This is a genomic window from Pseudomonas sp. GX19020 (genome assembly GCF_023371075.1).
Classification (GTDB): Bacteria; Pseudomonadota; Alphaproteobacteria; order Rhodobacterales; family Rhodobacteraceae; genus Pseudogemmobacter.
The window spans coordinates 502,012-521,701 of the sequence record NZ_JAMCCR010000001.1 but is presented as its reverse complement, the minus strand read 5'-3'; the positions used below and the strand labels follow the sequence as shown (position 1 = coordinate 521,701).

Genomic DNA, 19,690 nt, shown 5'->3' with positions numbered 1-19,690 from the left:
GGGTAAGACATATGAGGCTTCCGGTCACAGGAAGGTCAAGACCCCTGGCCGGGAAAATGTCATGCGGCTTTTGCATGGCTGGTTTGTGCCATCGCAGGGCTTGACCTTACCCCTGCGGGAAGGCGCATATCACGGTGAAAGACAGGAGATCACGATGATCAGACTTTCGGTTCCCGATATGAATTGCGGCCATTGCAAAGCCTCGGTGGAGGCGGCGCTGAAGCCGATTGCGCAAAGCGTTGCGGTCGATCTGGCCCTGCGCGAGGTGGCGGTTGAGGGCGCTGATGCCGGTGCGGTGGTGGCGGCGCTGGATGAGGCAGGCTTTCCGGCGACGGTGCGTGCCTGAGCCGGTACAGACGTGGCTGGCGCCGTTTAGGGGGCGTCAGCCGCGTAGTTTCTCGTCATTTTGCCTGTCTGAGCGGCACGGACTGTGGCGAATGCCGCACATGTGAACATTCACGACGCATTGGTGCCGAATCACCCACTTGTATAGTGTTTCGCGAAAGCGCAAATGAGGTTTCAGAGCAGCATCGCTGCTTTTTACCTCGTGGAGCAGTAAAATGGCGACGAAACAACAACCTCAGCAGGGTGGAAGCCAATCCCCCGCACCCCAGCAGCAACAGCAGCAGGGCAGCACCCCGCAGCAGCAGCAGGGCGGAAAAACGATTTTCACGGACTGGGCCTCGATCTGAGCCCATACGGCTGACCGGTGGGATGACCCCTGGTCGGAGCGCCGGAGCAGAGAACAGGGTCGGCCCCGGAGGCCGGCCCTTTTGCGTTTCACTGATGCGCTGCCAGCGCGTGCATTCCGGGCGTGTATTCCTGGCGCGCGGGTCGGGCGGAGCGGTTTGCCCCAGGCCGGAATCAGAGGCGGGGCTTGCAGCCCGCCGTCGGGGCTGCGAAACTTGCACCATGACACAGCCACAGCCTGATCAGTCCGGTCCTCAGGAGGACGCCGTCTCGTCGATTCCAAATCTTGGGCCGGCGACCGAAGCCGCTTTCGCGCGTGCCGGGATCCTCAGCGCCGGCGAGCTGCGGGCACTGGGGGCGGATGAGGGCTATCGCCGGCTGCTGCTTTCAGGCAGCAGACCGCATTTCATCGGCTATTATGTCATCGTAATGGGCCTGCAGGGGCGGCCCTGGAATGATTGTAAGGGCGAAGAGAAAAAGGCCCTGCGCAAACGGTTTGATGCAATCTGCAAAGAGACGCGCAATTCCGACAGCGGCCGCAATCTGGCGCTGGATCAGGCGCTGCGCGATATCGGCGTGGTCGCAAAAGCCAGCTGAGCGACAACGCCCGCATCCTGATGCCTCAGGCGACACGCAGCTGGCGGGCGAGGGCGTCATTGCCGTCCACAAGGTCAGACAGCCGCGTGGCGTCAAGCCTTGCGTAAAACGCATCCAGCGCCCCGTTGAGCACACAGGTCAGCCGGCAGTTTCCGGCCAGCGGGCAGTCGCCCTTTTCCGGGCCGATGCAATCGCTGAAGGCCAGCACGCGTTCGAATTTGCGAAACACCTCGCCGACCGTCACCTCTTCGGGCGGGCGCGCCAGTGTCAGCCCGCCGGAACGTCCGCGAATGGTTTTCAGGAATCCCTGCTGCGCCAGCAGATAAATGACCTGGGCGAGATGGTTCTCCGAGGCATTGCAGGCCTGGGCAATCTCGGTCCGCCGGACGATCCGGCCGGGATTCACGGCACAAAACATCAGGGTCTTCATGGCGAGGCTCGTGCGCGTGGTCAGATGCATTCCCGGGTCTCCTGGATGATGAATACCCATGTTTTCCGGGTCCGGAGCCGGGTCGCGCCATGACATAGATCAGATATGCCTTTTTCAGTGGCGCTTTTTCAGACCCGGGAGGGGCGGATATGGCGCAATATGCAGATGCAGCATTGCGCTTGATCCGCGCCGCCTGTTCATATGGGTCGTAACCGTTAGCGAGACAGGTGTTCCCAGGTGACCGACTCCAGCCATTCCTTCAGCGAACTCCTGCCCGGTGACCTCTCGACCGACATTTTGCGGCATATGACATTCACCCTCGGCAAAGATGGCGCCAATGCGGGCCTCTATGACTGGCGGATGGCCCTGTCTTACGCGGTCAGGGACCGGATTGTTGAGCCCTGGTTCAAATCGACCAGAAAGACCTGGGCCACAGGGCATAAGCGTGTCTGCTACCTGTCGATGGAGTTTCTGATCGGGCGACTGCTGGAAGATGCGATCACCAATCTCGGGCTTTATGACAAGGCCGATCAGGCGATGTCGGCGGTGGGGATGGATCTGCGCGCGCTGATCGGGAACGAGCCGGATGCCGCGCTCGGGAATGGCGGGCTCGGGCGGCTTGCGGCATGTTTCATGGAATCGATGGCAACGGTGGGCTGCCCGGCTTACGGCTATGGCATCCGCTATGAGCATGGTCTTTTCCGCCAGCTCTTCGAGGGCGGACGCCAGGTCGAGACGCCGGAAGACTGGCTGAGCCAGGCCCACCCCTGGGAATTCCCACGCCCCGAAAGCGCCTATCTGATCGGCTTCAAGGGCGAGGTCACCAGGAAAGATGGCAGACAGATATGGACCCCGGGCGAGACCGTACTGGCCGAGGCATATGATACGCCGGTGATCGGCTGGCAGGGCAAATGGGCCAATACGCTGCGGCTTTGGGCGGCGAAACCGACAACGCAATTTGACTTGGAACGGTTCAATCGCGGCGATTACGCGGCCGCCGCCGAACCCGAGGCGCTGGCGCGCACGCTGTCCCGCGTCCTTTACCCCGATGACACCACTTATCAGGGCAAAGAACTCAGGCTGAAACAGGAGTTCCTGCTGACCTCTGCCGCGCTTCAGGACATCATCCGCCGTTTTCTCACCGCCAACAGCAGTCTGCGCGATCTGCCGAAACATGTGGCGATCCAGATGAATGACACCCATCCCGCGATTGCGGGGCCAGAGCTGATCCGGCTTTTGACCGACGAACACGGGATGGATTTCGCCGATGCGCTGGAAACGGCGCAGGGCTGTCTGGGCTATACGAACCACACGCTCTTGCCCGAAGCGCTTGAGCGTTGGGCGACATTCACCTTTGGGAATGTGCTGCCGCGCCATATGCAGATTGTCGAGCGCATCGATGCCTGGCACCGCGAGACCTATAATCCGCCGCATTATGTTGGCATTGTGAAGCATCACGAGGTCCGGATGGGCGAGCTGGCCTTTATCACGTCGCATAAGGTGAATGGAGTCTCGGCGCTGCATTCGGACCTGGTGAAGAAGAACCTCTTCTCCGAGCTGAACATCTTGCATCCGGGGCGGATCATCAATGAAACCAATGGTGTAACCCCGCGGCGCTGGCTGAAAATGTGCAACCGCCCGCTGGCGGCACTGATCACAGAAACCATTGGCGAGGGCTGGGAGGATGATCTCGACCGGCTGAAGGGGCTTGAGCCGCATGTCGGGGATGCCGGGTTTTGCGAGGCCTTCCACGAGGCCAAGCGCATCAATAAGATCCGCGTCTCGAACCGGATCGGCGAGGCCTACGGGATCAAGGTATCACCGGATGCGATGTTCGACGTCCAGGTCAAGCGGATCCATGAATATAAGCGCCAACTTCTGAACATTCTGGAAACCATCGCGCATTGGAACAAGCTCAGGAACGGGCAGATCGCCAATCCCGTGCCGCGGGTCAAGATATTCGGTGGCAAGGCCGCGCCCGGCTACGCGGTGGCGAAAGAGATCATCCGGCTTATCAATGATGCCGCAGAAGTCATTAATAATGATCCGAAAACCGGTGAGCTGCTGAAAGTGGTTTACCCGGCGAATTACAATGTCTCGATGGCGGAATGGCTGGTTCCGGCTGCCGATCTTTCGGAACAGATTTCGACGGCCGGCAAAGAGGCCTCTGGCACCGGCAATATGAAATTCATGATGAATGGCGCGCCGACCATCGGCACGCTTGACGGCGCGAATGTCGAGATATTGCAGGAGGTGGGCGCGGAGAACTTCTTCCTCTTCGGGCTGACCGCCGAAGAGGTGATCGAACGGCGCAAAGAGGCCGAACATGAGCGCCGCGCCATCGAGGCAAGCCAGGAATTGCAGGACGCGCTGCAGATGATCGCAGAGGGGCGTTTTTCACCCGATCAGCCCGACCGCTATCACGGCATCGTCCATGGCGTCTGGCACCATGACTATTTCCTCGTCTCGTCCGATTTCGCCTCTTACCACGCGGCGCAATCTCAGGTGGATGCCGCTTTCGCAGATCGCGGACGCTGGACCCGGATGGCCGCATTAAACACCGCGCGCAGTGGATTTTTCTCGTCAGACCGGACAATCCGTGGCTACATGAAAGATGTGTGGAATGTGACTTCGGCATTGTAAGCCGGTTGAAGGGAAGGCCCATAAGTGGGAACAGCGGCTGGACTGCCCGATGATGTGGATGTCCGTGCGATAGCCGAGGGCCGTCACGGCGATCCTTTTTCCGTTCTCGGGCTGCATGACTATGCAGGCCGCTGGGTTCTGACCGCATTCATGCCCGATGCCGCGCGTCTGATCGTGGTGACACCGGGCGGCGAGTATCGGGCCAGAGCCTGGCCCGGCATTCCTGGGGTCTTCACCTGCGAGATGCCGGGCTGGTCCGGTTATCGCCTGCGGGCCGAGGGTGCTGGCTGGGCCTGGGACTATGACGACCCCTATGCCTTCGGGCCGGTTCTGGGCGAGATTGACGAATATTTCCTGGGCGAAGGCAGCCATCAGCGGCTCTGGCAGGCGCTTGGCGGCCATCTGATCTCCCATGAGGGCGTTGAGGGCGCGCATTTCGCGGTCTGGGCACCCTCGGCCGAGCGTGTCTCAGTTGTGGGCGCCTTCAACACCTGGGACGGACGCCGGCATGTGATGCGCCAGCGTGGCCAGACCGGCATTTGGGAGATTTTCATCCCCGGGCTGAAAGAACGCGAAAGCTATAAATACGAGATCCGGGGCCAGGGCGGCCAGATCCTGCCGCTGAAGTCCGATCCGGTCGGTTTTGGCTCGGAACATCCGCCGGCGAATGCCAGCGTCCTGCGCCGTCTGCCGGGCGCGCATGAAGAGGGCGCCTGGCCCGAGATCAGGGCAAGGCGGAACTCCGTCGATGCGCCGATCTCGATCTATGAGGTTCATGCGGCGTCATGGCGACGGGCAGAGGGCGGGCGGATCCTGTCCTGGGCTGAACTTTCCGAACAGTTGCTTGGTTATGTCGAATGGATGGGCTATACCCATATCGAGCTTTTGCCGGTTTCCGAATACCCGTTCGACGGATCCTGGGGCTATCAGCCGATCGGGCTTTTCGCCCCAACCGTGCGCCATGGCACGCCCGACGAATTCCGCGCTTTCATCGCCGCCGCGCATCGGCGCCACATTGGTGTGATCCTGGACTGGGTGCCTGGCCATTTCCCGACCGATCCGCATGGGCTGGGCCGTTTCGACGGCACCGCGCTTTATGAACACCAGGACCCGAAGGAAGGCTTCCACCAGGACTGGAACACGCTGATCTATAATTACGGCCGGGCCGAGGTCTCTAACTACCTGATCTCGAATGCGCTTTACTGGCTCGAGGTTTACGGCGCCGACGGGCTGCGGGTCGATGCCGTGGCCTCAATGCTCTATCGCGACTATTCGCGCGCGCCGGGGCAGTGGGTGCCGAACAAGGATGGCGGGCGCGAGAATTACGAGGCCATCGCCATGCTGCGCGCGATGAACACCGCCGTTTATGCCCATTGCCCCTGGGCAATGACATCGGCCGAGGAATCGACCAGCTTTCCCGGTGTGTCGCGTGCTGTGGATCAGGGCGGTCTGGGGTTCGGGTTCAAATGGAACATGGGCTGGATGAATGACAGCCTGAATTACATGAAGCTTGATCCGGTTTACCGTCAATTTGACCACAATAAGATGACCTTTGCGTCATCCTATGCCTTCAGCGAAAACTTCGTGCTGCCGATCAGCCATGACGAGGTGGTGCATGGCAAAGGTTCGATGATCGGCAAGATGCCGGGGGAAGGTGAACAACAATTCGCCAACCTGCGGGCATTTTACGGGTTCATGTGGGGCCATCCGGGCAAGAAATTGTTGTTCATGGGCCAGGATTTCGCGCAGGGACGCGAATGGAACCATGATCGTGGCCTCGACTGGGATCAGGAGGCGATCCCGGCCCATCGCGGCGTACAGCTCTGGCTGCGGGATCTGAACTTTCTCTATCGCGAGACGCCGGCGCTTTACCGCCATGACACGCGGCCCGAGGGGTTCCGCTGGCTTTTGGCCGATGAGGCAGAGGCGTCAGTCTTTGCCTGGGCCCGCTTTGGCGATGCCGGGGACGCGCCGGTCGTGGTCGCCTGCAACATGACCCCGGTCGCGCGCCTGGTCAGGCTTGGCCTGCCCGGGAATGGTTTCTGGCGCGAAAGGCTCAACAGTGATGCGGCGGCCTATGGCGGCCAGGATCGCGGCAATCTCGGCGGCGTGGTCACCGAGGAAATCGCAGCGCAGGGCGAGCCGGTTTCGGCCATGGTGACCCTGCCACCGCTGTCATCTGTATTTTTGGAACGAGTGATCGAGTAGCGGCCCGGTCTGACAAACCGCCATATCCGGGGAGGGGAATATGAAGGCAAGAGTGAACAAGAGACTGTCGGCCCAGGCCATGGCTTTCGTGCTGGCAGGAGGGCGGGGATCGCGGCTGAAAGAGCTGACCGACCGGCGCGCGAAACCGGCGGTTTATTTTGGCGGCAAGCAGCGGATCATCGATTTCGCGCTTTCGAATGCGCTGAATTCCGGCATCCGCAAAATGGCGATCGCGACGCAATACAAGGCCCATAGCCTGATCCGCCATGTCCAGCGCGGCTGGAGCTTTTTCCGCGCCGAGCGCAATGAATATCTCGATGTTCTGCCCGCCAGCCAGCGGATGGATGAGGTGAACTGGTATCGCGGCACCGCCGATGCGGTGGCGCAGAATATCGACATCATCGACAGCTATAACGTCCGGTATGTGGTGATCCTTGCCGGGGATCACATTTACAAAATGGATTACGAGATCATGCTGCAACAGCATGTCGATACCGGGGCCGATGTGACCATAGGCTGCCTGACCGTCCCGCGGGCGGAGGCCTCGGCCTTTGGCGTGATGGCGGTCGATGGCCAGATGCGGATCACCGATTTCCTTGAAAAACCCGCTGATCCACCGGGGATCCCCGGGGATGAGGCACATGCGCTTGCCTCGATGGGGATCTATGTTTTTGACTGGGCGTTTTTGCGCGATCTGCTGCTGCGCGATGTGGTCGACAGCAATTCCAGCCATGATTTCGGCAATGACCTTATCCCGGCCATTGTCAGGGGCGGCAAAGCCATCGCGCATCGCTTTGCCGACAGCTGCGTGACGACCGGCATCGAAGATGAGCCTTACTGGCGCGACGTGGGCACGCTGGATGCTTATTGGCAGGCCAATATCGACCTGACCGAATTCGTGCCCAAGCTGGATCTTTATGACCGGGACTGGCCGATCTGGACCTATGCCGAGATCGTGCCGCCGGCGAAATTCATCCATGATGAGGATGGGCGGCGTGGGCAGGCTATTTCTTCTCTGGTTTCAGGGGATTGCATCGTCTCGGGGTCTGAGATCAGGAATTCTCTGCTGTTCACCGGCTGCCGGGCGCATAGTTTTTCGGTGCTCGAACATGTGGTTGCGCTTCCACGGGTGGATATTGGCAGGAATGCGGAACTCAGAAATTGCGTGATTGATTCCGGGGTGATGATCCCGGAGGGGTTGATCGTGGGGCATGATCCCGAGGAGGACGCGCGCTGGTTCCGCCGCAGTGAAGGCGGTGTGGTGCTGGTAACGCAGGAGATGCTTGACCGGCGCGCGCGCGGGAGCGGGATGTGAGCGGTGGAGCCGGGGGTTTCACACCCCCGGACCCCCGTGGGATATTTAAGGACAGATGAAAAGGAAAGTACAGATGGGCGGTCGGGTTTTGTCAGTGGCGTCGGAGGCGGTGCCTCTGGTCAAAACGGGCGGGCTTGCCGATGTGGTGGGGGCGCTGCCGGAGGCGCTTGCCCCTGCGGGCTGGGAAATGCGGGTGATGCTGCCCGCCTATCGGGCGTTGCGCGCGCTGCTGGCCAAAGGCGGCGGCTTTCGCGAGGTGATGCGCGAAGAGGCGCTTTTTGGCGGCGAGGCCCGGGTTTTTGCCGGTGAGACGGGCGGGCTTTCACTGTTCTTGCTGGATGCGCCCCATCTCTTTGACCGCGAAGGCGGGCCATATCATGGTCCGGGCGGTGACTGGGGCGATAATCCGCAGCGCTTTGCGGCTTTGTCCTGGATGGCGGCGCGGGTGGCGCGCGAGGGGGTCCAGCTGACCCGTGGCAAGGCCTGGAAGCCGGATGTTTTGCACGCGCATGACTGGCAGACCGGGCTTGCGCCGGCCTATCTGGCCTATCACGGGTCTGGCGGCTGTGCCTCGGTGATCACGGTGCATAATTTTGCCTTTCAGGGCCATGCGCCGGCACGTCTTCTGGGCGAATTGCGGCTGCCTGCGGCGGAATTCCATGCCGATGCGCTGGAATATTATGGCGGCTTATCTTTGCTGAAGGCCGGGCTGATCACGGCGGACAGGATCACCACGGTCTCGCCGAATTACGCGGCAGAACTGATGCGACCGGAATTCGGGCTGGGGCTGCAGGGTGTGCTGGCGGCCCGGAGCGCCGTGGTCTCGGGGATTGTGAACGGGATCGATACCAGGGTCTGGTCGCCGGAGGCAGAGATTGTGAACGCTTATTCGGCGACATCCATGTCCGGCAAAGCCGAGGCGCGGGCGGCGTTGCAGGCTGAATTCGGGCTCTCGGTGCCGGGGCCGCTTGCGGTGCTGGTCTCGCGGCTGACCGATCAGAAGGGGGTGGATCTGCTGCCGGCCGCCTTGCCGGATTTCATCGAAGGCGGGGGCGGGCTTGCAGTGCTTGGCTCGGGCGATGCCGGAGCGGAGGCACAGATGCTGTCGCTTGCGGCGCGCTGGCCGGGTCGGGTTTCGGTCAGGATCGGCTATGATGAGGGCCTGTCGCACCGGCTGTTTCAGGGCGGCGACGCGGTCCTGGTGCCCTCCCGGTTCGAGCCATGCGGGCTGACGCAGATGTATGGGCTGCGCTATGGCACGATCCCGGTCGTGGCCGCAGTGGGCGGGCTGGCCGATACCGTGATCCCCGCCTCTCCGGCGGCGCTGAATGCGGGCGTGGCGACCGGCATCACCTTCTGGCCGACCGATGTGCTGGCGCTGACCCAGGCCCTACGGCGGCTGAACGCGCTATATGCGGATCAGAAAACCTGGGCCCGGCTGCGCCGCAACGCGATGGAGCAGGAAAACGGCTGGGCCGGATCTGCTCGCGCTTATGCCGCGCTTTATGAAGGACTGCTGCGGTGACGGACTTCGTCACCGGCGCCGGGCAGCCCTTTCCGATGGGGGCAAGCCTGACCGCAACCGGGGTCAATTTCGCCACCTTTTCCGCCAATGCAACGGCGATCGAGCTTTGTTTGTTCTCACCCGATGGGAGCCGTGAAATCGCGCGTCTGCCCTTTGTCGAACGCAATGGCGATATCTGGCATCTGCATGTCGGGGGCCTAGGCGAGGGCGCGCTTTATGGCTTTCGCGCCCATGGCCCCTGGGCGCCGGAAGAAGGGCATCGCTTTAACCCGAACAAACTGCTGATCGACCCCTGGGCACGGGGCTTGCATGGTCGGTTTCTCTGGGATGATGCGGTTTTCGGCTATGTGACCGGCGATCCGGCGGGGGATCTCAGTTTTGACAGCCGCGACAGCGCGGCGTTCATCCCGAAATCGGTGGTGACCGCGCCGCTGCCGGTGCCGGATCATCCCCGGCCCGGTCACAGCCTTGCCGACAGCGTCATCTGCGAGGCGCATCTGCGAGGCGCGACCATGCTGCATCCGGGAGTGGACGAGGCGCTGCGCGGCACCTGCGCCGGCTTTGCATCGGATATGGTGATCGGCCATCTGACCCGTGCGGGCGTGACAGATGTCGAATTCCTGCCGGTCCATGCCATCGCCGATGAACGGTTCCTCGTCGCGAAAGGGCTGAGAAATTACTGGGGCTATAACACGCTGAACTGGTTCGTGCCCGAGCCGCGTTATACCGGCCCGGGGGGGATGGTGGCCTGGCGCGAGATGGTCACTCATCTGCACCGCGCCGGGATCGGGGTGATCCTGGACGTTGTCTACAACCATTCGGCGGAAAGCGACGAGCATGGCCCGCATCTCTCGCTGCGTGGTCTCGACAATGCGAGTTTTTACCGGCTCGCGGGCGGGCGCCATTATGACAATGACGCGGGCACCGGGAACACGCTCGATCTGACGCATCCGATGGTGTTGCGGCTGGTGATGGATTCCTTGCGCTACTGGGTCGAGACCGGGCTGGTGGACGGCTTCCGCTTTGACCTTGCAACCGTGCTGGCGCGTGAACCGGGTGGCTTTGACCCGGGCGCGGGATTTCTGGATGCGCTGCGCCAGGACCCGGTTTTGGCCAGGGTCAGGCTGATCGCAGAGCCCTGGGATATCGGACCCGGAGGCTATCAGCTGGGGGGCTTTCCGGCGCCCTTCAGCGAATGGAATGACCGTTACCGCGACGGCGTGCGTCGCTTCTGGCGCGGCGAGCCCCGGCGGGCAGCCGACCTGGCCGGGGTGCTGCTGGGATCGGCGGGGTTGTTTGACCATTCAGGAAGGCAGGCAACGGCCTCGGTGAATTTCCTCACAAGCCATGACGGCTTCACGCTGCAAGACCTTGTCAGCTATAGTGAAAAGCATAATGAGGCCAATGGCGAGGGCAATCGCGACGGCCATTCCGACAACCATTCCGACAATATGGGCGTCGAGGGGCCGAGTGCAGACCCGGTGATCCAGGCTGCGCGGGATTTGCGCAAACGCAACCTTCTGGCGACGCTGTTCCTGTCGCAAGGCGTGCCGATGTGGCTGATGGGCGATGAGATCGGTCATAGCCAGGGCGGCAATAACAACGCCTATGCCCAGGACAATCCGATCACCTGGGCCGACTGGAGCAAGGCGGATCAGGCGCTGACCACCTTTGTCGGTCGCCTCGCCACATTACGCCGCGCGCATCCCGAACTGCGCCAGCATCGCTTCCTTCATGGCAAGATCCGCGCCGATGGGTTTCGCGACGTGATCTGGCGCCGTGCCGATGGGAAGGAGCCGTCGGCGGGGGATTGGCAGGATCCCGAATTCCTCTGTCTTTGCCTGGAGTTGCGCATGGCAGCTGAGGGTGGAGAGCCGGGTTCCGGGCCGCTATTTCTGGTCTTCAACCCGGGCGGGGACTTGCCGCTCAGATTGCCCGAAACGCAGCAGGGCTGGCAGCTGGTGCTTGACACCACGCGCCCGGATCTTACAGCTGGTGCGGCACCGGATACGGTGCCGGCGAATGCGGTTCTGGTAATGATTCCAGCCTCTTCCGTCTGAAAGCGCCCGTATTCCCCGAGGAGAGAGCGGATGAAACTGACCGTTGCGACCACGCCCATTGCGGGCCAGAAGCCCGGCACCAGCGGGTTGCGCAAAAAGACCCGTGTTTTCATGGGCCCACATTACCTTGAGAATTTCATTCAGGCGCTGTTCGACGTGGTTGGTGCCGAGGGCAAGACCTTTGTCCTGGGCGGTGACGGGCGCTATTTCAATGACCGCGCGGCTCAGGTCATCTTGCGGATGGCCGCCGCCAATGGCGCGGCGAAAGTGATCATCGGGCAGGGTGCCCTTTTGTCAACTCCGGCTGCCAGCCATCTGATCCGGCTTAGAAAAACCGATGGCGGCATCATCATGTCCGCCAGCCATAATCCTGGCGGCCCCGATGAGGATTTCGGCGTAAAATTCAACATGCCCAATGGCGGTCCCGCGCCGGAATCGGTGACTGAGGCCATGTTCGCGCGCAGTGGCGCTCTCAGCGCCTATCATATTTTCGAAACAACCGATGTCGACCTGTCTTCGCCCGGCCTCCGGCAGCTTGGCGAGATGGTCGTCGAGGTCGTTGATCCGGTCGCCGATTATGCCGATCTGATGGAGACCCTGTTTGATTTCAACGCGATCCGGGCGCTGTTTGGTGCCGGTTTCCGGATGCGGATGGATTCCATGTCTGCGATCACCGGCCCTTATGCCGTTGAGATCCTTGAAAAACGGCTCGGCGCCGCTGCCGGAACCGTGGTCAATGCAACGCCTTTGCCGGATTTTGGCGGCATGCATCCTGACCCGAACCCGACCTGGGCCTCGGATCTGATGGATGAGATGATGGGCGAGGATGCGCCCGATTTCGGCGCGGCCTCGGATGGCGATGGCGACCGCAATATGGTGGTCGGGCGCGGGATCTATGTCTCGCCCTCGGACAGTCTGGCGGTGCTGGCGGCAAATGCGCATCTGGCAAAGGGCTATAAGGCGGGTCTGAAGGGCGTAGCGCGCTCGATGCCGACCTCGGGCGCAGTGGACCGGGTGGCGAAACATCTGGGCATAGAAGCCTATGAGACCCCCACAGGCTGGAAATTCTTTGGAAATCTGCTGGATGCGGGCCGTGTTACACTTTGCGGCGAAGAGAGTTTCGGCACCGGATCCGACCATGTACGCGAGAAAGACGGGCTTTGGGCTGTGCTTATGTGGCTGAATATCCTGGCCGTTCGCAAGGAAAGTGTGGCCGGGATCCTGGAGGCGCATTTCGCGCAGTTCGGCCGCAACTACTATTCCCGCCATGATTTCGAAGCGGTGGATTCCTCGCGTGCCGATCAGATGTTCCTGACGCTGCGGGAGAATCTGAAAACCCTGCCTGGTCAAGTGGTTGCCGGCCTGTCTGTAACCGCCGCCGATGATTTCGCCTATCATGATCCGGTTGATGGCTCGATGTCGCAAAAGCAGGGCATCCGGGTGCAGTTCGGCGATGGGACCAGGGCGGTCTACCGGCTTTCGGGCACGGGCACCGAGGGAGCAACGCTGCGGCTTTACCTTGAAGCCTTTGCGCCCGGGCCCGAGGGGCTTGACAGGGATCCGCAGGAAGCGCTGGAAAACGTTATTAGCGCCGCACATGAAATTGCCAATATTCAGGGCTTTACCGGGCGAAGCTCGCCTGATGTGATCACCTGATCGCGACACCCGCCCGGCATTTCTGCCCGGGCGGGCCTTTGTTGCCGGATGGTGTTTAAGAAGACGGCCCGAATCCTGGCCTGTGGCGCGGGCTTTGCATCCGGCGCCCGGAGGGCCTATATGCGGTCCTTGTTACCGCTGTCAGCACGGGTTGAGCCGTTCGGAGGAATGTTATGGGCGAAGCGAGGAAGATGCAGGGAAGCTGGACGAAAACCGACTGGCGCGCTTTGCCCAGGATCCAGATGCCCGATTATCCGGATCAGACCGCGCTGAATGCCGCCGAGGCGCAGCTGTCGAAATACCCGCCGCTGGTTTTCGCGGGCGAGGCGCGGCGCCTGAAAAAGCAACTGGCGCTGGCGGCAGAGGGCAAGGCGTTCCTCCTGCAAGGCGGCGACTGCGCCGAAAGCTTTGCAGAATTCAGCGCCGATAACATCCGCGACACTTTCCGCGTCATGCTGCAAATGGCGGTTGTGCTGACCTGGGGCGCGAAAGTGCCGGTGATCAAGGTGGGCCGGATGGCCGGGCAATTTGCCAAGCCGCGTTCGGCTCCGACTGAGGTGATCAACGGGGTCGAGCTGCCATCTTATAAGGGTGACATTATCAACGGCTTTGACGCGACCGTTGACGCCAGGACGCCCGATCCGAACCGGATGCTGCAGGCTTATACTCAGGCGGCGGCGTCTTTGAACCTGCTTCGGGCGTTTTCGACCGGCGGTTTTGCCGATATCCACCGCGTGCATTCCTGGACGTTGGGTTTCGCCGAACATGACAAGGCCGAGCAATATCGCGCCATGGCCGCGCGCATTTCCGACGCGCTTGATTTCATGAACGCCGCCGGGGTCAATTCGGAAACCGCACATCAGCTGTCGGCGGTGGATTTCTACACCAGCCACGAGGCGCTGCTGCTGGAATATGAAGAGGCGCTTTGCCGCATCGATTCCATCTCGGGCCAGCCTGTGGCGGGGTCGGGCCATATGATCTGGATCGGCGATCGCACCCGGCAGCCCGATGGCGCGCATGTCGAATTCTGCCGTGGCGTGCTGAACCCGATCGGGCTGAAATGCGGGCCCTCGACCACCGCCGAAGACCTCAGGGTTCTGATGGCGAAGCTGAACCCGGAGAATGAGCCGGGCCGCCTGACTTTGATCGCGCGCTTCGGGGCGGGCAAAGTGGGCGACCATCTGCCGCGTCTGATCAAAGCCGTGCAGGAGGAAGGTGCCAATGTCGTCTGGTCTTGCGACCCGATGCACGGCAATACGATCAAGGCGGCCTCGGGCTATAAAACGCGGCCCTTTGACTCGGTCCTGCGCGAGGTACGGGAGTTCTTCTCGATCCATAAGGCCGAGGGCACGGTGCCGGCGGGCGTCCATTTCGAGATGACCGGTCAGGATGTCACGGAATGCACCGGCGGTCTGCGCGCAGTCTCGGATGAGAACCTGGCGGATCGCTACCACACCGCCTGTGATCCTCGCCTCAATGCCTCGCAATCGCTGGAGCTGGCCTTCCTTGTCGCTGAAGAGCTGACGCGTCAGCGCGAAGAAACCCGGCGTATCGCGCTCTGACATCTGACATGAAAAGGCCCGCTCACTTAGCGGGCCTTTTACTTTGTCTGGGATCAGTTCCGGACCAGTTCGACGATCTCAACCCGGCGGTTTTTCGCGCGCCCCTCATCGCTGCGATTGGTGGCGACAGGGGCGACCATTCCGGCGCCTGCCGGGGTGAGCCGGTCCTTCGCAATGCCTAGCGCAACCAGCGCATCAACCACAGACTGCGCCCGGCGTTGCGACAGTGAGAGGTTATAGTCAAACGCCCCCTGGCCATCGGTATGGCCGACAATCAGCACCGAGAGCGCAGGTTCCGCCGCAAGCATTGCCGCAAGCTGGTCGATCTGATCTTTCGATTCCGGCAGGATACTGGCCTGATCAAAGTCGAACAGAATGCCATAGATCGCGATCCTGCCATCCCGCGCCATGGTTTCCTGGATTTCAGAGGCCTCTACCACCACCATCTTCTCATCCATCGGGGCGATTTCGGTGATGGCGAGGTAGATATAGGGGCGGTTCTCAGGCTCGAAGCTGGTGATATAGAGCGCGAGATAGGCGTCGCCTTCAGGACGGCTGATTTTGGCGGCGATATAGCGGCGCTCGTCATCGTAGATCAGCCCGTTGAACCGCGCACCGGGATTGATCAGCTGCCGGAGCCGCGGGCCACAGTCTTTCTTGCTGCAGGTGTAAAGGGTTTCGAACCCGGCTTTGGCAAGCGCGGCCTCATAGTTGCGAAACACCTCAAGCGCAGAGCGTTGTTCGGGGCCACGATAAAGGATCTCGGTGAATTTCCCTTCCAGGTCCTGGGTCTTTTCCGGTGCTGGTTCGCCATCCGCGGCAAGACCAACCGGGCCCAGCGGCAAGGTATAGGCGTCATAGGCTCTGGTTTCCCAGAATTTGATCACCGCCCCCTCATAGCGCGGGATCAGCGGGAAATCAGAGGATCCGGGCGCATCTGTGTCCTGCGCCTGGGCAGAGAGGGCAAAGAGGGGCGCGAGGATCAGCCCGGCAATGAGGGATCGGAGAGAATACAAAGCAGTTACTCCCGGCTGTGGCATACCAAATCGGCGTGAAACGGCAATGAATGCGGTTTTCAGGCTAAAACCGGGGTGAGACAGCCGTCAAGATGTGGCTGAGGGACGGGCAAAGCAAAACGGCCACCCAATTGCGGGTGGCCGTTGCGATTCGTTCAGCGCGGTGATCGAGACCGGGCGAGTCTCAGGGCGCTTCGACAGCGGCAGCCGGCGCGGTGACCGGGGCCGCAGGCGCAGCGGCCGCAGCGGCGCGGCCGGTTGCCAGCGGGTCTTCCTGACGCTGAACCGAGCCCTCGAAATGGGCGCCCGATTCGATGGCGATGGTCTTATGGATGATGTCGCCTTCGACCCGCGCGGTCGAGGTCAGGCGGACCTTGAGGCCGCGCACACGACCGATCACACGGCCATTGACGACGATATCATCAGCCACGATTTCGCCGCGGATGGTGGCGCTTTCGCCGACCGTCAGCAGATGGGCGCGGATATCGCCTTCAACGGTACCTTCGACCTGAATGTCGCCCGAAGTGCGCAGATTGCCCACAACGGTAAGGTCGGAGGAAAGGACCGAGGCCACAGCCTTGCCCTTGGGGGCGGAAGGGGTGAAATCCATGGAAGGTTTCGACACGGGGGCCTCCGGCGCCTTGGGTTTATCTGCTTCGGGCTTCGCGCCCGTCTCGTTGATGCGGCTCTTAGAAAACATTTCTCGCTGCCCTTATGAAGGTCATCGGGTTCACGGCTGTGCCCCCAATGCGAACTTCGTAGTGAAGATGAGTGCCGGTCGACCGGCCTGAATTGCCCATATCACCGATCCGGTCGCCGCGCGACACCTTTTGTCCGACCTGCACACGGATCTGTGACAAATGGGCGTAGCGGGTTTCGATGCCAAAGGCATGTCGGATCTTGATCAGACGGCCATAACCGTTCTGCCAGCCGGCATGGATGACGGTGCCTTCGGCGGTGGCAAAGATCGGCGTGCCATAGGGGCCGGCGATATCGGTGCCTTCATGCATCCGCCCGCCGCGCCCGAACGGATCTTCGCGCCGACCAAAGCTTGAGGTCCAGCGCACATTTCCTGCGGTGATCGGGGTGGCAAAGGGGGCTTTCCAGGCTGCAAGACGGTAGAGATCCATCTCTTCCATATCTTTCAGGATCGCATTTGCGCGTTTCTCGCCATCGCTCAGCGGTCCGCCCATGGTTGAGGCGCTGATCGGTGAGAGCGGCCCGCCCTGGCCGGAATAGCCCTTTCTGACCGTGGCGATCATGTCAGCGGGGTTCATGCCGGCGGCGCGGAACATCTTTTCCAGCGGCTCGACCGAGACCGTCACCGCGTCTTCCAGCTTGGTAAAGATCGCGTCATGGCGCAGCTCAAGCGCACGGCGGTCTTCCAGGGCCAGCGCCAGGTCTTCGCGCGCTGTCTCTGCCTCGGCCAGGCGGGTATCGCGTTCGCGGGCGGTGGCCTCCAGCTTGGTGGTCAGGAAATCAAGCGTCTCGCCGGTATCGCGGATGCGGCCGATTTCGGTGGTGGCGCCGCTCTGTTCGCCAAGCATCCCGGTCAGTTTCAAAACCTCGGCCCGCGCCTCGTCACGTTCGCGGATCACGCCGCGCAGGCTGTTCTGCACGACATCAATGCCGGTCTCGAGCTCGCGGCGGCGGTCTTCAGAGGCGAGGAGCATTTCCTGCATCCTGGAAACCTGCTCCAGGGCCGAATTGAACCGCTCCTGCGCCTGGGCGGCATCGGTCACCCGCAGATCGCGGTCTGCCGAGAGGATGGCAAGCCGTTCTTCGAAGATCATCCCCTGGCGCTGGCTCTGTTCGCGTGAGGAACCGGCACCGATCGATTGCATCATGAAAATCGAGGTCGCGACGATGGTCCAGGCAATGGCGAGGGCGCCGAAGACCACCACAAAGGCCTGGGTGGCGGGTCTGAGCCGCAGGTAATGGGTGCCGTGATCAGATTTCAGATAGAGCCGCTGCTCGGGAAACACCGATTCAAGCGCCGTATTGATCCGGATGGCCAGTCTTGCGAGCACGCGGCATTCCATCTTTAAGAGCGCCCGTTCCGCCTTTTGCCCCGGCACAAGGCGGGGCCCGGAGGGGCTGGTGTCAGTCTGCCCCGATTTCCGCATTGCTGGCGCGAAAGACGGGCGAGGTGTGGTCATGCGGGCCGGAAGCCTGGCTCCACCCTGGAACAGGGCCGGAGGGTCCGGAGAAAACAACACCATCCGAAAAAGAACATCCGGGCACGCCTGAGTGTGAGTCGCACCCGCGCCCCTGGGTCAGACGTGATTAGCGGCGCAAGGCCCGGCTCGCAATATTTCCGCAATGTGTCCGCGCCGCAGCGGCTGAGCCTTGCCTGATCCCGGCGGAAACTTGCCGATCTGAGCCGGACAGACACCGGCGTCAGGGCTGTGCAGGGGCTGTTTCAGGGCGGTGCCCGCTGCCTCAGTCCCTGTCTGCCGCATCATCCTCGGTCAGCGGCCAGTAGAAATCCGGCGGCAGCCCGGCTTCGGCGCGTTTTTCCTCGTTGAAGGGAGGCTTCAGCTGGCCGTGGAAATAGCGCCGGACCAGGGCATGGAACACGTCTTTCGGATCGGCCCCGTCGCGACCGCAGAGCCAGTTGAACCATTTCGAGCCATAGGCAACATGGCCGACCTCTTCGGCATAGATCACCTCAAGCGCTTCCAGCGCGCCGGTTTTCTCGCCCTGATCCCGGGCGCGCTGAAACACCGCGATCATGCCGGGCGTCACATCCAGACCCCGCGCCTCCAGCACCATCGGCACCACGGCAAGACGCCCGAGGAAATCATCGGCGGTGTCTTCGGCGGCACGCCACATGCCGGCATGTGCGGCCATAGCGCCGTAAAAGCTGCCCATTTCCTCAAGCACATCCGACAAAAGCGTGAAATGTTTCGCTTCCTCATCTGCGGCCTTCACCCAGTCATCATAGAAGCCGGGCGGCATCGGATGGGCAGCAAAGCGGGCGATGATATCCCAGTGCAGATCGACCGCATTCAGCTCGATATGGGCCAGCGCATGAAGCAGCGCGGCACGGCCTTCGGGGCTGCCCGTGCGGCGGCGCGGCACATCGCGCGGGGCCAGCAGATCGGGCTTTTCCGGCCGGACCGGTCGCAAAGGCGGCTCGGCCCGGCCAATATCCGGCGCCTGGCCCGCCGCGCGCGCGGCGAACCAGGTCGCGGCATGGCGACGGCTGATCGCCGCTTTCGCACGCCCCTCTGCCGTGGTCAGAACCTCGACCGCCATCTCTGACAGCGTCAGCGCCATCGCGGGCTCAGCCCTGCAGGGCGCGGGCGGCGGCCAGCACCTCTTCGGCATGGCCCTTGACCGAGACTTTCGGCCAGACCCTGGCGATCCGGCCATCGGCGCCGATCAGAAAGGTCGTGCGCGTGATGCCCATGTAGGTCTTGCCGTAATTCTTCTTCTCTCCCCAGGTGCCATAATCTTCGCAGGTCTGACCCTCTGCATCCGAGGCCAGGATGATCCCCAGCCCGTGTTTGCGGCAGAATTTGTCATGCGCGGCGACGCTGTCTTTCGAGATCCCGATCACCGTAGTGCCAGCGGCTGCGAAATCGCCGGCAAGGCGGGTGAAATCCTGCGCTTCAAGCGTGCAGCCGGGCGTGTCATCCTTCGGGTAGAAATATAGCACCACTTTGCCCGGTGCGAATTGCGACAGCGTAACCGTGGCGCCGCCATCGCGGGGCAGGGTGAAATCCGGGGCCTTGTCGCCTTCAGTCAGGGTCGTGGTCATTTCGGTCCTTTCCGGCATCTGCCCGGCTCTGAGGTCAGGCCCGGCGCGCGACCAGCCATTATGACCAGGCAACTCCCCGCGCGGGCGGAGGCCCGTGGACTCACAAGGCTTTGTGTTTCCCCGGGCTTCGCGCCAGGATAGGGCTAAGCGGCTGCCGGTTCCAGAGGGGTAACCAGGTTGCAGGCGGTGAGGTGCCGGGGAAGACCCGGACCTCTGGAAGAA

The 19,690-nt window shown here is 62.1% G+C and carries 16 protein-coding genes; 10 read left to right on the top strand and 6 right to left on the bottom strand.

All coding sequences use genetic code 11. The features are described from left to right. The first annotated feature begins 154 nt into the window (after nucleotides 1–154). From M3484_RS02565 to M3484_RS02560, 3 genes are all read left to right on the top strand, one after another. Nucleotides 155–346 (top strand): heavy-metal-associated domain-containing protein, encoded by a 192-nt coding sequence (locus M3484_RS02565; protein WP_249495627.1) that lies wholly within the window; start codon nucleotides 155–157, stop codon nucleotides 344–346. 214 nt (nucleotides 347–560) lie between these two features. Next, nucleotides 561–692 carry a hypothetical protein gene (locus M3484_RS23555; protein WP_283258266.1) on the top strand — a complete coding sequence of 44 codons (132 nt, stop codon included), beginning with the start codon at nucleotides 561–563 and terminating at the stop codon, nucleotides 690–692. A gap of 220 nt (nucleotides 693–912) precedes the next feature. Beyond that, a complete protein-coding gene (locus M3484_RS02560) occupies nucleotides 913–1,287 on the top strand; it encodes a TfoX/Sxy family DNA transformation protein (protein WP_092897506.1) in 375 nt (124 codons plus the stop codon). Nucleotides 1,288–1,312: 25 nt separating this feature from the next. Here M3484_RS02560 and M3484_RS02555 read toward each other — a convergent pair whose 3' ends face one another. Then, on the bottom strand, nucleotides 1,313–1,747 hold the full coding sequence (locus tag M3484_RS02555) for an RrF2 family transcriptional regulator (RefSeq protein ID WP_092897508.1): 435 nt from the start codon (nucleotides 1,745–1,747) through the stop codon (nucleotides 1,313–1,315). Nucleotides 1,748–1,954: 207 nt separating this feature from the next. Between M3484_RS02555 and M3484_RS02550 the strand changes: the two genes are divergently transcribed. The 7 genes from M3484_RS02550 to M3484_RS02520 all read left to right on the top strand — a co-directional run bounded on the left by M3484_RS02550 (nucleotide 1,955) and on the right by M3484_RS02520 (nucleotide 14,686). Further along, nucleotides 1,955–4,360 (top strand): glycogen/starch/alpha-glucan phosphorylase, encoded by a 2,406-nt coding sequence (locus tag M3484_RS02550; protein WP_249495626.1) that lies wholly within the window; start codon nucleotides 1,955–1,957, stop codon nucleotides 4,358–4,360. 24 nt (nucleotides 4,361–4,384) lie between these two features. After that, nucleotides 4,385–6,568 (top strand): 1,4-alpha-glucan branching protein GlgB, encoded by a 2,184-nt coding sequence (gene glgB, locus M3484_RS02545; protein WP_249495625.1) that lies wholly within the window; start codon nucleotides 4,385–4,387, stop codon nucleotides 6,566–6,568. A gap of 52 nt (nucleotides 6,569–6,620) precedes the next feature. Beyond that, nucleotides 6,621–7,883: a glucose-1-phosphate adenylyltransferase gene (gene glgC, locus M3484_RS02540; RefSeq protein WP_249495624.1), complete on the top strand. Its 1,263-nt coding sequence runs from the start codon at nucleotides 6,621–6,623 to the stop codon at nucleotides 7,881–7,883. Nucleotides 7,884–7,938: 55 nt separating this feature from the next. Continuing rightward, nucleotides 7,939–9,408, top strand: coding sequence for a glycogen synthase GlgA (gene glgA / locus M3484_RS02535; protein ID WP_249495623.1), 1,470 nt, complete (start codon nucleotides 7,939–7,941; stop codon nucleotides 9,406–9,408). Next, the gene (gene glgX, locus M3484_RS02530) at nucleotides 9,405–11,468 is read left to right on the top strand and encodes a glycogen debranching protein GlgX (RefSeq protein ID WP_249495622.1); all 2,064 of its coding nucleotides are present in this window, start codon (nucleotides 9,405–9,407) and stop codon (nucleotides 11,466–11,468) included. Before glgA ends, glgX begins: the two co-directional genes overlap by 4 nt. Nucleotides 11,469–11,498: 30 nt before the next feature. Then, entirely contained in the window at nucleotides 11,499–13,124 is a 1,626-nt protein-coding gene (locus tag M3484_RS02525; RefSeq protein WP_249495621.1) for an alpha-D-glucose phosphate-specific phosphoglucomutase, read from the top strand. 191 nt (nucleotides 13,125–13,315) lie between these two features. Continuing rightward, on the top strand, nucleotides 13,316–14,686 hold the full coding sequence (locus M3484_RS02520; protein ID WP_092901656.1) for a class II 3-deoxy-7-phosphoheptulonate synthase: 1,371 nt from the start codon (nucleotides 13,316–13,318) through the stop codon (nucleotides 14,684–14,686). Nucleotides 14,687–14,739: 53 nt separating this feature from the next. On the opposite strand, the gene M3484_RS02515 is transcribed toward M3484_RS02520, so the two are convergent. The 5 genes from M3484_RS02515 to M3484_RS02495 form a co-directional block, all read right to left on the bottom strand. Then, the gene (locus tag M3484_RS02515; protein ID WP_249495620.1) at nucleotides 14,740–15,702 is read right to left on the bottom strand and encodes an OmpA family protein; all 963 of its coding nucleotides are present in this window, start codon (nucleotides 15,700–15,702) and stop codon (nucleotides 14,740–14,742) included. A 184-nt stretch (nucleotides 15,703–15,886) separates the two neighbouring features. Further along, the gene (locus M3484_RS02510; RefSeq protein ID WP_249495619.1) at nucleotides 15,887–16,327 is read right to left on the bottom strand and encodes a bactofilin family protein; all 441 of its coding nucleotides are present in this window, start codon (nucleotides 16,325–16,327) and stop codon (nucleotides 15,887–15,889) included. A gap of 64 nt (nucleotides 16,328–16,391) precedes the next feature. Further along, the gene (locus M3484_RS02505) at nucleotides 16,392–17,732 is read right to left on the bottom strand and encodes a M23 family metallopeptidase (RefSeq protein WP_092901659.1); all 1,341 of its coding nucleotides are present in this window, start codon (nucleotides 17,730–17,732) and stop codon (nucleotides 16,392–16,394) included. Nucleotides 17,733–18,144: 412 nt separating this feature from the next. Next, the gene (locus M3484_RS02500) at nucleotides 18,145–18,984 is read right to left on the bottom strand and encodes a ferritin-like domain-containing protein (protein WP_249495618.1); all 840 of its coding nucleotides are present in this window, start codon (nucleotides 18,982–18,984) and stop codon (nucleotides 18,145–18,147) included. 7 nt (nucleotides 18,985–18,991) lie between these two features. Further along, nucleotides 18,992–19,468 (bottom strand): peroxiredoxin, encoded by a 477-nt coding sequence (locus M3484_RS02495; RefSeq protein ID WP_249495617.1) that lies wholly within the window; start codon nucleotides 19,466–19,468, stop codon nucleotides 18,992–18,994. Nucleotides 19,469–19,690: the final 222 nt, after the last annotated feature.